General features: G+C 71.7%; 11 protein-coding genes. 5 read left to right on the top strand and 6 right to left on the bottom strand.

Annotated features, from left to right (window positions below; all coding sequences use genetic code 11):
• Positions 1-62: 62 nt before the first annotated feature.
• From OH804_RS17170 to OH804_RS17180, 3 genes are all read left to right on the top strand, one after another.
• Positions 63-2,195, top strand: coding sequence for a SpoIIE family protein phosphatase (locus tag OH804_RS17170; RefSeq protein WP_196922168.1), 2,133 nt, complete (start codon positions 63-65; stop codon positions 2,193-2,195).
• 25 nt (positions 2,196-2,220) lie between these two features.
• Positions 2,221-2,898: an HAD family hydrolase gene (locus tag OH804_RS17175; RefSeq protein WP_406058089.1), complete on the top strand. Its 678-nt coding sequence runs from the start codon at positions 2,221-2,223 to the stop codon at positions 2,896-2,898.
• 106 nt (positions 2,899-3,004) lie between these two features.
• Complete coding sequence (locus OH804_RS17180; RefSeq protein ID WP_196922165.1) at positions 3,005-4,300, top strand: cation:proton antiporter; 1,296 nt, start codon at positions 3,005-3,007, stop codon at positions 4,298-4,300.
• Between the two features lie 33 nt (positions 4,301-4,333).
• On the opposite strand, the gene OH804_RS17185 is transcribed toward OH804_RS17180, so the two are convergent.
• On the bottom strand, positions 4,334-5,293 hold the full coding sequence (locus OH804_RS17185) for an NAD(P)/FAD-dependent oxidoreductase (protein ID WP_406058091.1): 960 nt from the start codon (positions 5,291-5,293) through the stop codon (positions 4,334-4,336).
• An 83-nt stretch (positions 5,294-5,376) separates the two neighbouring features.
• On the opposite strand from OH804_RS17185, the gene OH804_RS17190 reads away from it, so the two are divergent.
• The gene (locus OH804_RS17190; RefSeq protein WP_406066569.1) at positions 5,377-5,595 is read left to right on the top strand and encodes a DUF3072 domain-containing protein; all 219 of its coding nucleotides are present in this window, start codon (positions 5,377-5,379) and stop codon (positions 5,593-5,595) included.
• A 156-nt stretch (positions 5,596-5,751) separates the two neighbouring features.
• Here the strand turns inward: OH804_RS17190 and OH804_RS17195 are convergent, their stop codons facing one another.
• The 3 genes from OH804_RS17195 to OH804_RS17205 all read right to left on the bottom strand — a co-directional run bounded on the left by OH804_RS17195 (position 5,752) and on the right by OH804_RS17205 (position 11,238).
• Positions 5,752-6,252 carry a metallophosphoesterase gene (locus OH804_RS17195; RefSeq protein ID WP_196922164.1) on the bottom strand — a complete coding sequence of 167 codons (501 nt, stop codon included), beginning with the start codon at positions 6,250-6,252 and terminating at the stop codon, positions 5,752-5,754.
• A gap of 127 nt (positions 6,253-6,379) precedes the next feature.
• Positions 6,380-9,256 (bottom strand): ricin-type beta-trefoil lectin domain protein, encoded by a 2,877-nt coding sequence (locus OH804_RS17200; protein ID WP_406058093.1) that lies wholly within the window; start codon positions 9,254-9,256, stop codon positions 6,380-6,382.
• A 152-nt stretch (positions 9,257-9,408) separates the two neighbouring features.
• Complete coding sequence (locus OH804_RS17205; RefSeq protein ID WP_406058095.1) at positions 9,409-11,238, bottom strand: glycoside hydrolase family 15 protein; 1,830 nt, start codon at positions 11,236-11,238, stop codon at positions 9,409-9,411.
• A gap of 111 nt (positions 11,239-11,349) precedes the next feature.
• Between OH804_RS17205 and OH804_RS17210 the strand changes: the two genes are divergently transcribed.
• Entirely contained in the window at positions 11,350-11,937 is a 588-nt protein-coding gene (locus OH804_RS17210; protein ID WP_406058097.1) for a general stress protein, read from the top strand.
• Positions 11,938-11,989: 52 nt separating this feature from the next.
• On the opposite strand, the gene OH804_RS17215 is transcribed toward OH804_RS17210, so the two are convergent.
• Together OH804_RS17215 and OH804_RS17220 are read right to left on the bottom strand one after the other, a co-directional pair.
• Positions 11,990-12,580, bottom strand: coding sequence for a DUF1684 domain-containing protein (locus OH804_RS17215; RefSeq protein WP_372432982.1), 591 nt, complete (start codon positions 12,578-12,580; stop codon positions 11,990-11,992).
• Entirely contained in the window at positions 12,574-12,978 is a 405-nt protein-coding gene (locus OH804_RS17220; protein ID WP_307788647.1) for a helix-turn-helix domain-containing protein, read from the bottom strand. The genes OH804_RS17215 and OH804_RS17220 overlap by 7 nt, the downstream gene beginning before the upstream one ends.

Below are 12,978 nucleotides of genomic sequence, written 5' to 3' on the forward strand. Positions count from 1 at the left end.
CGCGGCGACGGCCCGCCGCCGTGGTCGGATGCCTTTTCCGGCCGGCCGACTAGGCTGCGACCATGCCAGGAACGGTCGGGCGGGTCCCCACGCCAGCAACTCCGGGCCCGGGCGCACCCACCGGGTCTGGCCCGGCCGTGCTCGCCCACGACTGGGCCGACACGCCGCTGGGCCCGGCCGACGACTGGGACGTCTCCCTCCGGGCCGTGGTGGAGCTGATCCTCGACTCGCCGATGCCGATGGCCCTGGCCTACGGCGACGATCTCGTCCTGCTCTACAACGCCGGCTACGCCGAACTGCTGGGCACCAAGCACCCGACCGCCCTGGGCCGCCCGGCCGCCGAGGTGTTCGCGGAGATCTGGGCGCTGCCCGGTGTCGGCGCGGTGATCGAGCGCTGCTACCGGCAGGGCGAGTCCTTCCTGGAGAAGGAGTCCACCCTGCCACTGGTGCGTGGGCACTCCGCGACGGTGGAGCAGGCGGTCTTCACCCGGGGCTACTCGCCGGTGCGTGACAGCGCCGGGCAGATCGTCGGCGTGTTGACTGTCGCGGCCGAGACCACCCACGTCACCGAGCAGTTGCAGAGCCTCAGCGAGGTGGCCGCGGCGCTCGCCGGCACCCTCACCCTCGACGACGTGGCCCGGGTGGCGCTGCGGTACGCGATCACCACGTTCGATCCCGACCAGGCCTCGTTCGCTGTCGACGAGGGCGGCGGCGGTTGGCGCATGGTGCGTCGGGTCCGTGGCGAGTTGCTGGACGAGGCCGACGAGCGGCTGCCTCCGCTCTGGCGGCGTGCGGCGGCGGACTGGTCGGCCCCGGTGGTGCAGGCGGCCCGCTCCGGCGCCCCGTCGTTCACCCGGGACGGGCAACCGCTGCGGGACACGGCCGTGGACCGCCACGACCAGAAGATCCGGGCGATGGCGGCCCTGCCGCTGGGCACCTCGGTGGTCCGCGGCGGGCTGTCGGTCGGCTACCAGGTGCCGCACACCTGGTCACCCGCCGAGCGGGCGCTGCTGGCCGCCTCGGGCGAGCTGATCGGCCAGGCCGCCGAGCGGGCCCGCCGGTTCGAGACCCAGCACGGCACAGCCCAACTGTTGCAACGCAGCATGTTGCCGGAGCACCTACCGGATCTGCCCCGACTGCGGATCGCGGCCCGCTACGACCCGGGCGTGGACGGCAACGCGGCCGGCGGTGACTTCTACGACGCGTTCCTGCTGCCCAACGGCTCGCTCGGCGTGGTGCTGGGCGACGTGGCCGGCCACGACGTGCAGGCCGCCGCGCGGATGGGGCAGGTCCGGGCCGCGCTGCGCGCCCTGGCCCTGGCCGACCCGACGCCCGACGCGGTCCTGGCCGGCCTGGACCGGCTGGTGACCAGCCTCGGCACGGAGGCCGGCACCCACGAACTGTTCGTCACAGTGGCGTTCGGGGTGATCGACGCGGAGCGGCGGGAGCTGACGGTGTCCAGCGCCGGTCACCCCGCGCCGCTGATCCGCCGCGGCGACCCGGATGGTCGCTTCCACGCCGAGTACGTCGACGTCCCGGCCGGGCCGCCGCTGGGGCTGGGCGGTCGACCGGGCATCACTACTGTCCCGTTCCGTCCCGGTGACACACTGCTGCTGTTCAGCGACGGGGTGGTGGAGCGTCGCCGGCAGAGCCTGAGCGCTGGGCTCGCCACCCTGAGCGACGCCATCGCCAAGGCTGGCAGTGGCGACCCCCGCGCGCTCTGCGCGGTGGCCACCGCTGCGGTCCCGGGTGGCACTGAGGACGACGTGGCAGTACTGGCGGTCGAGCACGCGCTCAAGCCGAGTCGTTCGGCGAGCATGGAGGTGCCCGCCGAGCCGACAGCACCCAGCCGGGTGCGGCACTGGCTGACCGGCCAGCTCACCGAGTGGCAGGTGCCCGAGTCGGTGATCGGGGCGGCGGTGCTCTGCACCAGCGAGCTGACCACCAACGCGTTGCTGCACGCCGGCACGGCCGCTCGGGTCGAGATCGACCTCAGCGCCGAGCGGCTGCTCGTCTCGGTAGCGGATTCGGGCACCCGGGGCACCGTGACCCGGGCCCGTACCGACACGTTGAGCAGTCGCGGGCGTGGCCTCGGCCTGATCGAGGAGCTCAGCGACGCCTGGGGCACCGACCCGTCGGTCCGGGGCTCCACTGTCTGGTTCGAGATCCTCACACCGCCGGCCGCGCATCCCTGAGCCACCTGAGGGTAGGAGGACGCCCATGGCTACCGACTGGCCCGCCGGGGTCCTCTTCGATGTCGACGGCACCCTGGTCGACACCACCTACCTGCACACCGTCAGCTGGTGGGAGGCGTTACGCCAGACTGAGCAGCCGGTGCCGATGGCGGTGGTGCACCGTTCGATCGGGATGGGGTCGGACAAACTCCTGGACCACCTCCTCGGGCCGGAGCGGGACCGCGACGCCGACCAGAAGCTGCGCGACGCACACGACACCCTCTACGCCGAGTACTGGGAACGACTCACGCCGCTGCCCCGGGCGGCCGACCTGTTGCGCGCCTGCGCCGAGCGGGGGTTGCGGGTCGTGCTGGCCACCTCCGCCTCGGAACCCGAGGTGGGCGCGCTTCGTCGGGCGCTGGCCGCCGATGACGTGATCGACACCATCACCTCCTCGGCGGACGCCCAGCAGAGCAAGCCGGCACCGGACATCCTTGTCGCCGCGTTGGAGCAGTCGGGGTTGGCCGCCGAGCGGGTGGTCTTCGTCGGCGACTCGGTGTGGGACGTTGCCGCGGCCGGCAAGTTGAACATCCCGTGTGTGGGTCTGACCTGCGGTGGCACCAGTCGCGGCGAGCTCGCCGGCGCGGGTGCCGTGGCGGTGTACGACGACCCGGCCGCGCTGTTGAACGAACTGGCGGACTCACCGCTCACCCGGCCCCGGTGAGGATCACTCAGGTCCACCGGCACGGACGCGCATAGCGGGAGCCCTTGCGGGGCAAGGACTGTCACCACCTGCCCGCGCCGCGCGGGTGCGGGCGAAGGGTGGTGCCGTGGAGCCGGTAGATGTGGCGTTCGCGCTGGTGGGCTTGGGCGCGCTGCTCGCGGGCATCCTGCCACGGGTGCTGGAGCGGCGTCCGCTGTCCATGCCGATCGCCTTCCTCGCCCTCGGCATGCTGGTGTTCCTGCTGCCCGTCGGGCTGCCGTCGCCGGACCCACTGGCCCACCCGGAGCTGACCACCCACCTCACCGAGATCGGGGTGATCGTCGCGCTGATGGGCGCCGGGCTGAAGATCGACCGGCCGTTGAGTTGGCGGCGGTGGTCGTCCACCTGGCGGCTGCTGGCGATCGCGATGCCCCTGTGCATCGCGGCGGTGGCAGTGCTCGGCTGGTGGTGGGCGGGGCTGGTGCCGGCCGCCGCGCTGCTGCTGGGCGCCGCGCTGGCGCCCACCGATCCGGTGCTCGCCGCCGACGTGCAGGTCGGCGAGCCGACCGACGTGGAGGACTCCGAGGACGAGGTCCGTTTCGCGTTGACCTCCGAGGCGGGCCTCAACGACGGGCTGGCGTTCCCGTTCGTCTACGCCGCCATCGCCATCGCCTCGACCAGCCTCGCCCCCGGCGACTGGTTGGCGGAGTGGTTCACAGTGGACGTGCTCTGGAAGGTGGGCGTCGGCGTCGGCGGTGGCCTGCTCATCGGCTGGCTGCTCGGCAAGCTGTTCTTCCGCGCGCCCAGTGAGCTGCGGCTGGCCCGGCACGCCGAGGGCTTCCTGGCGCTCGCCGCCACCTTCCTGGCGTACGGGCTGGTGGAGGTGGTCGGCGGGTACGGCTTCCTGGCGGTGTTCGTGGCCGCCCGGGCCATCCGGGCCGCCGAGCGGACCCACGAGTTCCACTCGGTGCTGCACGACTTCGCCGAGCAGGTCGAACGGCTGCTCACCCTGGTGCTGTTGCTGCTGCTCGGCGGCGCCATCGTGGGTGGTCTGCTGGGTCCGCTGACCTGGCCGGCGGCCGCTGTCGGGCTGGCGCTTGTGTTCCTGGTACGGCCGTTGATCGGCTGGTTGTCGCTGCGCGGCGCGCCGGGACGCCCGGCCGAGCACTGGGTCATCTCGTTGTTCGGCATTCGCGGCGTCGGCTCGTTCTACTACCTCGCGTACGCCACCACCAAGGCCGACTTTCCGCAGGCCGAGCTGCTCTGGGCGACCGTCGGGCTGGTGGTGCTCGTCTCCGTCGTGGTGCACGGCATCACGGCGACCCCGGTGATGCAGCTGCTGGACCGGGAGGGTGAGCGGACCTCCGACCCGGCCGAGCGGAACGCCGACGCTCGGCCCGTCGCGGCAGCCGGGCACGCCTGAGCGCGCGTCTCGGCGCAGCCGGGCACGCGCGTCTCAGGCCAGGCGGTCGGCCAGCGCGCGGCCCAGGTCCCGGCCGGAGCGCCAGGCGCTCTGCACCCGGGGCTTGCCGAACGCGTCGCCGGCCAGGCCGATCCCGTCGGCGTCGAGGTGGTGGGTGGCGCCGCCGGCGTGGCTGGTCGGCTTCGCGTACGTCCAGCGGTGCACGTGCACGTCGACGGCCTGCTCGGGCAGCCCGAGCAGATCCCGGACGGCCTGCTCGATGGCCGGGCCGGCACCGGTGGGTTGGGCCAGGTGCCCGGCCGCGAACTCCGGCACGGTGTGCGCGACCAGCACCGGAGCGCCGTCACCGCGCCGGTCACCGTCGTCGCAGACGAGGTTGAGGACCGGGTGCTCGTTGACGAACGCGCCCCGGAAGTCCGGCCAGCGCCGGGTCGGGAAGCGCAGCACCGCGGCCAGCGACGGCGACCAGCGTTGCGCCTGCACGACCCGGGTGGCGTCGGTCAGGGCCGGGTCGAGCAGCAGGGCGGCCTGCGGGCCCGGCATGGCCAGAGCGACCGCCGCGCACGACTCCCCGTCCACGACCGGGCCGGGCTCCACCATGAGCACCAGCCGGTCGACGGTCACCGGCACCGCGTCGGCCAGGTGCTCGACCAACGAGCGCAGCCCACGGGGGGCGGCGAAACGCATCGGCCCGGGCACCTCGTGGCTCCCGCCCCCGTCGTACGCCTGGAAGGTGTCGGTCCACTCGCGGACCAGCCCGGCGGCGCGCCACTGCTCGACCAGGGCGGCGAAGTCGGGGTCGGTGGCGGTGAAGTAGGCGGCGCCGATGTCCGCGGGTCGGCCCTGGAAGCGTTTGCTGGCCATCCGGCCACCGCGGACGTGCCCCCGCTCCCGGACCTGCACCGGCACCCCGGCCCGGGTCAACTCGACGGCACAGGCCACCCCGGCAATGCCCGCCCCGACCACCACCACACCCGACCGGTCCACCGTCATCCGATGATCGTAGGTGGCGGCGTTCGGGCATGAACCACGAACAATCGGGGTACTGGCACACCTGTTCGAAAGAAAGGGTGATGATGATGACGGACCGCCGCACCGAGCAGGCCGACCAGAACGCCGCGATCAAGGACCCGGACGAGTGGGTCACCGGCGACGAGCCGCCGACCGCCGCCCAGGAGTCCTACCTGGGCACGCTGGCCCGGGAAGCCCACGCCGACCTCCCGGATGACCTGACCAAGGCCGAGGCGTCCAAGCGCATCGACGAGCTCCAGGCCGAGACCGGCCGAGGCCAGTAACCCGGGCTCCCCGCGCCGCCCGCTCCCCACACCCCCGCTCCCCGCGATCTTGCACTTTCTGTTGCGACAAAAGGCGCACAAGGCGCAAAACAACGACAGCAAGTGCAAGATCGCGGGGGGTGAGGGGCGGGGGCGCGGGGGGGCAGAGGGCGGGGGTCAGGGGCGGGGTAGGCGGTGTAGGTGGACCTTGGCGAGGGTGCCGGCGTTCAGCTCTGCGGTGAGGTAGGTGGCGTGGGGTTGGGAGCGGCGGTCGGTGGGTGAGCCGGGGTTGAGCAGGCGCAGCCCACCGGGCGCCTCGGTGTCCCAGGGGATGTGCGAGTGCCCGAAGACCAGCAGGTCGACGTCGGGAAAACGGGCCGCGCACCGCTTCTCGCGGCCGGTCCGTTGACCGGTCTCGTGCACCACCGCCATCCGCAGTCCGTCGAGCTCGACCCGGGCCACCTCCGGCAGCCGGGCGCGCAGCGGCGGGCCGTCGTTGTTGCCGTACACCCCGATCAGTCGGCGCGACCGCGCGGTCATGGCGTCGAGCAACGCCTCGTCCACCCAGTCGCCGGCGTGCACCACCACGTCGGCCGCCTCGATGGCCGCCCAGAGGGGCCCGGGTAGGTCCCGGGCCCGCTTCGGTACATGGGTGTCCGCCGTCAGCACCAGCCGCATCCCGACATCCTCCCCAAGCTCACGATCACTTGATGCTGAGTAGCTGTTGGAGCCTTCCCACAACTACTCAGCATCAAGTGATCAGGGAGCAATGCGCTGCGGCATCTCCGAGCCGGTCAGGGGGCGGTCACGGCAGGGTCCAGCGTTGGGCCCCGGTGCCGTTGCAGGTCCAGATCCGCAGTTGACGGCCGTCGGTGAGGTCCGAGTTGGGGATGTCCAGGCACCGCCCGGACTGGGGGTTGCGCAGGCTGCCGTCCGGCTGGGCGGCCCACTGCTGGGCCCCGCTGCCGTTGCAGTCGTAGAGCTGCACGAGGGTGCCGTCGGTGGTGCCGCTCGCCTTCACGTCCAGGCACTTGGCGAGCCCACGCACCGTACCGTCGCCGGGCAGGGTCCAGCGCTGCGCGGCGGTGCCGTTGCAGGTCCAGGTCTGCACCTTGGTGCCGTTCGCGGTCTGGCTGGAGGCGATGTCCGCGCACTTGCCAAGGGCCTTCACCTCACCGGTGCGTGGCCCGCCGGTGCCGACGCCCGGACCGGTGAAGGTGTAGCTGTCCACGTCCAGCAAAGCCCCGCTGCCGCCGGTGGCGACCAGGTACAGGTCGTGGGTGCCGTCGTCGGGCCTGGCCACGGTGGCGCTCAGCTCGGTGTAGTTGTCCCAGCCGCCGGTGTTCGGCACCGCGATCCGGGCGACCTCGGTGCCGGTGGGTGAGTCGTACCGGAAGGAGAGGGTGCCGCCGGGGCCGCCGGAGGAGACGCGGGCCCGGACGCCGGTGATCCCCTTGAGGCTCACCGCGTGGTGGCGGACGCTCTCGCCGTTCTGGACGTCACCCAGCCGCTTGCCGCCCTCGGCCGCCGCCTGGTCGATCACCTTGGGGCCGTTGAGCTGGACGAAGTGCTCGGCCTGCCACTGTTTCGGGTAGAGGCTGATCTCCTGCTCACCGGTGAGCGCGGCCGCGCCGGTCGCGCCGCGATCGGTGTAGCTGCCCCGCAGGACGAAGAACAGCACCGAGTCGGGGCCGGCGTGCACCGGGCCGGTGTTGAAGGTGGCGCCGCAGCCGGTCCCCTCCCCCTCCTCGTGGGCGTGTTCCTGGTGGCCGAGCGCGGCCCGGACGACCACCGCCGAGCAGGCCGGCGTGCCGTCCTGCGGGTCGCTGGCGGAGGCGGCCACCGTCAGGTCCTGCCCCCAGTCGAAGAGCCCGCCGGCGGGCAGGCCGGTCAACGTGACAGTCGGCCGGTTGTTGCCGACCACCACTGACACCACTGTGGTGGCGCTGCGGCCGGTGCCGTCGTTGACGGTGAGCCGGGCGCTGTAGCTCCCGTTCGCGGAGTACGTGAAGGACGGGTTCGCGGCGGTCGAGTCGGTGCTGCCGTTGTTGGTGAAGTCCCAGGCGTACGTCAGCGGGTCGCCGTCCGGGTCCGAGCTGCCGGCGCTGGAGAAGGTCACCGACAGGGGGGCCAGGCCGTTGTCCCGGTTGACGGCGGCCTTGGCCACCGGTGACCGGCCACCCTGGACGTAGTTGATTTTGTAGAGACCGGCGTCGACCGCGCCGGAGAAGTAGCCGCTGCCGTACTCCAGCAGGTAGAGCGAGCCGTCCGGACCGAACTGCCAGTCGATCGGGTGGACGAGCTTCATGCCGGCGAGGACCGGTTCGATGACTGTCGGCGCTCCGGTGGACGGGTTGCCGTTGTCGAACTGGACCTCCTTGATCCAGTTGCGGCAGTACTCGGAGATCAGCCACTTGTTGTCGTAGTAGGCCGGCCACTTCACGTCCGAGACGAGGTTCGGGTCGTAGTGGTAGACCTCGACGTGGTTGGGCGACCCGCACCCGCCCGGGTTGTCCAGCGCCGGCCAGTCCTCACTGCCGCCGTGCTGCTCCCAGACCAGTGCTGGTTTGGTCGGCGGAAGCTGCTGGACGCCCGTGTTGCGGGGCGAGTTGTTGACCGGGCCGGTCGAGCCGCCGCAGGGGAACCAGCCGCGCGGGGTGGCGGTGGCGAAGTCCCAGTCGTTGTAGGCGACGTTGGGGCCGCCGCAGTACGGCCAGCCGTAGTTGCCCGGCCCGTTGGCCCGGTTGAACTCGTCGTAGGCCGCCGGGCCACGGTTGGCCAGGTCGGCGCCGGCATCCGGGCCGACCTCACCCCAGTAGAGGGTGTTGTCGGCCTTGCGGTCCACCCAGATCCGGTACGGGTTGCGTACGCCCATCACGTAGATCTCGGGCCGGGTGCGCGCGGTGCCGGCGGCGAAGAGGTTGCCGGCGGGGACTGTGTAGGTGCCGTCGTTCTCCGGGTGGACACGGTTGATCTTGCCGCGCAGGTCGTTGGTGTTGCCGGAGGTGCGCTGGGCGTCGTACTGCGCGTTGCGGCTCGTCCGCTCGTCGATCGGGGCCATCCCGGCGGAGTCGCCGCCGGAGTTGGTGTTGTCGCCGACGGCGAAGTACAGGTTGCCGGCGGTGTCCCAACTCATCGAGCCGGCCGAGTGGCAGCAGAGGTCGCGTTCGGTGGGCCACTCGATGAGCATGTCCTCGCTGCCCGGGTCGAGCAGCAAAGTGGACGTGTTGAAGGTGAACCGGCTGATCCGGTTGACCAGGGGGGTGACCTTAGGCGAGTAGAAGAGGTAGACCCAGCGGTTGCTCGCGAAGCCCGGGTGCAGTGTGATGCCGATCAGGCCGTCCTCGAAGCGGGCGTCCAGCGCCAGGGTCAGGGCCACGGTGGTGGACCTGGTCGCCGGGTCGTAGAGGCGGACCTGGCCACCGGCGCTGCTGGTACCCCGGTTGATGTAGAAGACCTTGCCGTCGGGGGCGACGGCCAGTTCGATCGGCTCGCCCATGGAGAGACCGCCGTCGAGGGCGACCTTCTCGAAACCGACGGTGGCGGGCGGTGCCAGGGCGGCGGCTCGGGCCGGGGCCGCGGCGGCCGGGCGAACGCTTGCCTGCGGCACGAAAAGGAGGGCTACCAGGACGGTGAGCACTGTGGTGGCGCTGACGAGACGTCGGCGCGGTGTGCGGGACACGAGACCTCCAGCTGTCCGGGGGATCTCGGTGCCGCTCCCGCCGACTGGAGGAGCACCGCAGGGTGTCCCGGACATTAACGTCTTTCACCGGAAAGCGATAGAACTTCGCGTCAACGGATAGAAAGTTGTCACGATCTCTGCGAAAGTCCGGCTCACTGGCGCACCGGGGAGAAGTGCGCCGGGGGCATTCCGCACTGACGCAGCGTCGGGTCCCGCTCGACGTCGGTCAGCACACCGGCCGCGTTGATCAGGCCGATGTGGGAGAACGCCTGGGGGAAGTTGCCCAGCTGCTCCCCGGTCAGCGGGTCGATCTGCTCGGCGAACAGGCCGAGGTCGTTGACCCGCTCCGCCAACCCCCGGAACAACTCGTGCGCCCGGTCCCGCTCCCCGGCCAGCGCCAGGCAACACACCAGCCAGAACGAGCAGATGAGAAACCCGGCCGGGTCGCCGTCCCAGCGCCGCAGCAGTCCGTCGTGGGAGAGCCGCTGCTCCACCGCGCGGATCGTCGAGCGCATCCGCGGGTCGTCGGCCCGCAGGAAGCCGACCAGCGGCATCACCAGCACCGACGCGTCCAGGTCGTCGGATTCGAAATTCCCGGTGTACGACTGGAGCCGCTCGTTCCAGCCCCGCTCGAGCACCTGCGCGCGCACCGCGTCGCGGGCGGCCGCCCAGCGTGCCACGTCCTGCGGCTCGCCGAGCTTGTCACCGAAGCGGACCGCCCGATCCAGGGCGACCCAGCACTGCACCTTCGAGGACACGTGGTGGTGCTGGGTGCCGCGTTCCTCCCACATGCCCGCGTCGGGCAACGCCCAGTCCCGCTCGGCCTGGTCGGCGAGCACCCGGAGCACGTGCTGCACCTCAAGGCCCAACGGCTCCAGCTTGTCGCGCATCAACCAGGCGGCGTCCATCGCCTCACCGAAGATGTCGGTCTGCCGCTGCTGCCACGCGTCGTTGCCGATCACCACCGGTGGGCTGTCGCGGTAGCCGCCGAGCTGTTCCAGGCGGTGCTCGGTGAGGTCCCGCTCCCCCAGCACCCCGTACATGATGGGCACCGGCTTGTCGTCGACGCGACCCATCGCCCGACCCAACCAGGCGAACTGTCGCTGCACCTCGTCCAGGCACGCCGTCCGCCACAGCGCCCGCAGGGTCAGGCTGAAGTCGCGCACCCAGACGTAGCGGTAGTCGTAGTTGCGGTCCCCGCCGAGCTTCTCGGGCAGCGAGGTGGTCACCGAGGCCACCACCGCTCCGCTGGGCCGATACGTCATGCCCTGCACCACCAGCCGGCTGCGCCGCACCTGGTCGGCGTAGAGCCCGTCGTACGGGTGGTCGGCCGTCCAGGAACGCCAGCCGGCGACGGTGTCGGCGATGGTCTGGTCGGCGTCCGGCACCTCCGGCAGCGGGGCGTCGTAGGTCGGGGCGTACCCGAGGGTGAAGTTGTGTTTCGTGCCGGCGCGGGCGGTGAACGTCCCGGTGGCCTCGCCGTCGCCGGCGGTCAACCGCTCGCTGCCGCGCAGGGTGAGTCGGGCGGCCCCGGCGATGGCCTCCAGCATGTCCTCCCGCTCGATCAGGTACGCGATGGTGCGGCCGTACTCGAAGCGCGGCCGGTAGTGCACCCGCATCGGCACCGAACCGGACAGCCCCTCCACCGAACGGACCAGCACCTGCGGCGAGTGCAGACCGATGTCGTGACCGCGCGAGCCGGGCTCGAACGCGAGCGCGTCGGTCAGCGCGACCTCCCCCTGGGCGGTGCGGAAGACCGTCCGCAACACCAGGGTGTCCTCGACGTAGCAGCGTTCGACGCGGTAGTCGCCCTCGGGCTGGATCGACCAGTGCCCGGCGCTGTCGTCGAGCAGCCGCCCGAACACCGACGGGGCGTCGTACCGGCCCGGGCACCACCAGTTCACCGAGCCCGAGGCGTCCACCAACGCCGCGCTGCGGCCGTCGGCGAGGAAACCGTAGTCGCTGATCCGTCCGCTCTCCACCTGACTGGCTACCCGGGCAGTCAGCGCTCATTCCCCTCCCGCCCGACGGCGGACACCGCGTTACCGGTCGGCCTGGAGGGGAACGCGGCGAGCTGACGAGGGAGGATGCTCATGACGTCAGCTTCGGGGCCGACCGCCGCCTGGCGGTCCGGCACACAGAGTGGCGACCTGCTTCCATCCGGGCCGGCCGGCCGCCTGTCGACACCGGCCGGTGACGGCCACGGGCCGGAAGCCGGCCCGCCGACCGTGACGATCGGCTCGTACCCGGACTATCCGACCGCGCAGCGGGTCGTCGACTACCTGGCCGACAACCGCTTCCCGGTGGAGCACAGCGCCATCGTCGGCACCAACCTCACACTGGTGGAGACGGTGCTCGGGCGGATGACGACCGGTCGAGCCGGCCTGCTCGGGGCCGGCACCGGCGCCTGGTTCGGGCTCTTCATCGGTCTTTTGTTCGGCATCTTCACCGTCGGCAACTGGCTGACGGTGATCCTGGTCGGGCTGGTCATCGGTGCGATCTGGGGTGCCGTGTTCGGCGCGGTCGCGCACGCGATGACGGGCGGGCAGCGCGACTTCACCTCGGCCAGCTCGCTGCGCGCCGGCCAGTACGCGGTGACAGTCGACGCGCAGCTCGCCGACCAGGCGCGACAGCTGCTCGGTCGGATGCAGATGCCCAACCCGGCGGCGAACACCCGCTGAGCGACGATCGACCGGCCGTCCCGGCAGCACGCTGGGGCGGCCGTTTCGTCGTTCAGTCGTGGTACGTCAGCTCGCCGGCGCGGATCTCGACCTCGACCCGGTTCTCCGGGGGTGCCAGTGGGCAGGCCCAGCGGTCGTCGTAGGCACAGCTCGGGTTGTAGAGGTAGTTGGCGTCCAGCCGGACCCTGTCGCCGGGTAGCAACTGGACGCCCCGGCCGAAGGTGCCCTTCACCGTGTCGGTGAGGTACCGGCCCCCGCCGTAGCTCTCCCGCCCGCAGGTGCCGTCGCGCAGCGGCACGAACAGCCCACCCCCGTACGCCTCGATCCACCACAGGGTCAGCGGCCCCCAGGACGTCTCGGCAATCGCCACCCGCCGGTACGCGATCACCCCGTCCGGGCCGCCGGTGTCGATGCGTAGCTCACCGCTGGCTGGACGCAGGGGCGCCTCCACCACTGCCGCCGGGTTGGGCGGGAAGTAGCGCACCCCGGTGAAGCCGGCGCGCTCCGCGGGCGGGATCGGGCTCTGCGGGTGGGTGGCGAAGAGTTCGTCGCGGCCGGCGCGGAAGCCGGCCAGGTCGACGTCGGACAGGTACAGCCGGGCCACCCGCTCCCGCCAGTCGGCCAACTCCAGTTCGCTCAGCATGCCGGGGACTCCTGATCGAATGACAGCTCTCCGGACCGGATGGGCTTGCCACACGCCCGGCAGCGCACCTCGGCGACGAAGACCTGGCCGCAGACCTCGTGGATGAAGTCGACAGTGGGCACGTCGTCCTCACTGTAGGTGTCACCCCAGCGCTTGAGCACGAGGATGACCTGCCCGAGGTCCTTGCCCTTCTGGGTGAGTTCGTACCCCGCGGTCTTGCTGTTCTCGGTGGTGCGGGCCTGAATGATGCCGGATTCGGCCAGTTTGCGCAGTCGAGCGGCGAGGACGTCCCTGGGCGCGCCGACGGCACGAAGGATCTCGGTGTACCGCGAGGCGCCGAATGCGAGCGCTCGCACGATGTGCAGCGACCACCTGTCGTTGACTGCGTCGAGCGCCAC

Source organism: Micromonospora sp. NBC_00860, assembly GCF_045207375.1.
Classification (GTDB): Bacteria; Actinomycetota; Actinomycetes; order Mycobacteriales; family Micromonosporaceae; genus Micromonospora; species Micromonospora vinacea.

What these genes read in the sequence shown, in the direction of transcription:
- OH804_RS17170 (WP_196922168.1), top strand. Translation starts at nt 63, where the DNA reads ATGCCAGGAACGGTCGGGCGGGTCCCCACGCCAGCAACTCCGGGCCCG.
- OH804_RS17175 (WP_406058089.1), top strand. Translation starts at nt 2,221, where the DNA reads ATGGCTACCGACTGGCCCGCCGGGGTCCTCTTCGATGTCGACGGCACC.
- OH804_RS17185 (WP_406058091.1), bottom strand. Translation starts at nt 5,293, where the DNA reads ATGACGGTGGACCGGTCGGGTGTGGTGGTGGTCGGGGCGGGCATTGCC.
- OH804_RS17190 (WP_406066569.1), top strand. Translation starts at nt 5,377, where the DNA reads ATGATGACGGACCGCCGCACCGAGCAGGCCGACCAGAACGCCGCGATC.
- OH804_RS17195 (WP_196922164.1), bottom strand. Translation starts at nt 6,252, where the DNA reads ATGCGGCTGGTGCTGACGGCGGACACCCATGTACCGAAGCGGGCCCGG.
- OH804_RS17210 (WP_406058097.1), top strand. Translation starts at nt 11,350, where the DNA reads ATGACGTCAGCTTCGGGGCCGACCGCCGCCTGGCGGTCCGGCACACAG.
- OH804_RS17215 (WP_372432982.1), bottom strand. Translation starts at nt 12,580, where the DNA reads ATGCTGAGCGAACTGGAGTTGGCCGACTGGCGGGAGCGGGTGGCCCGG.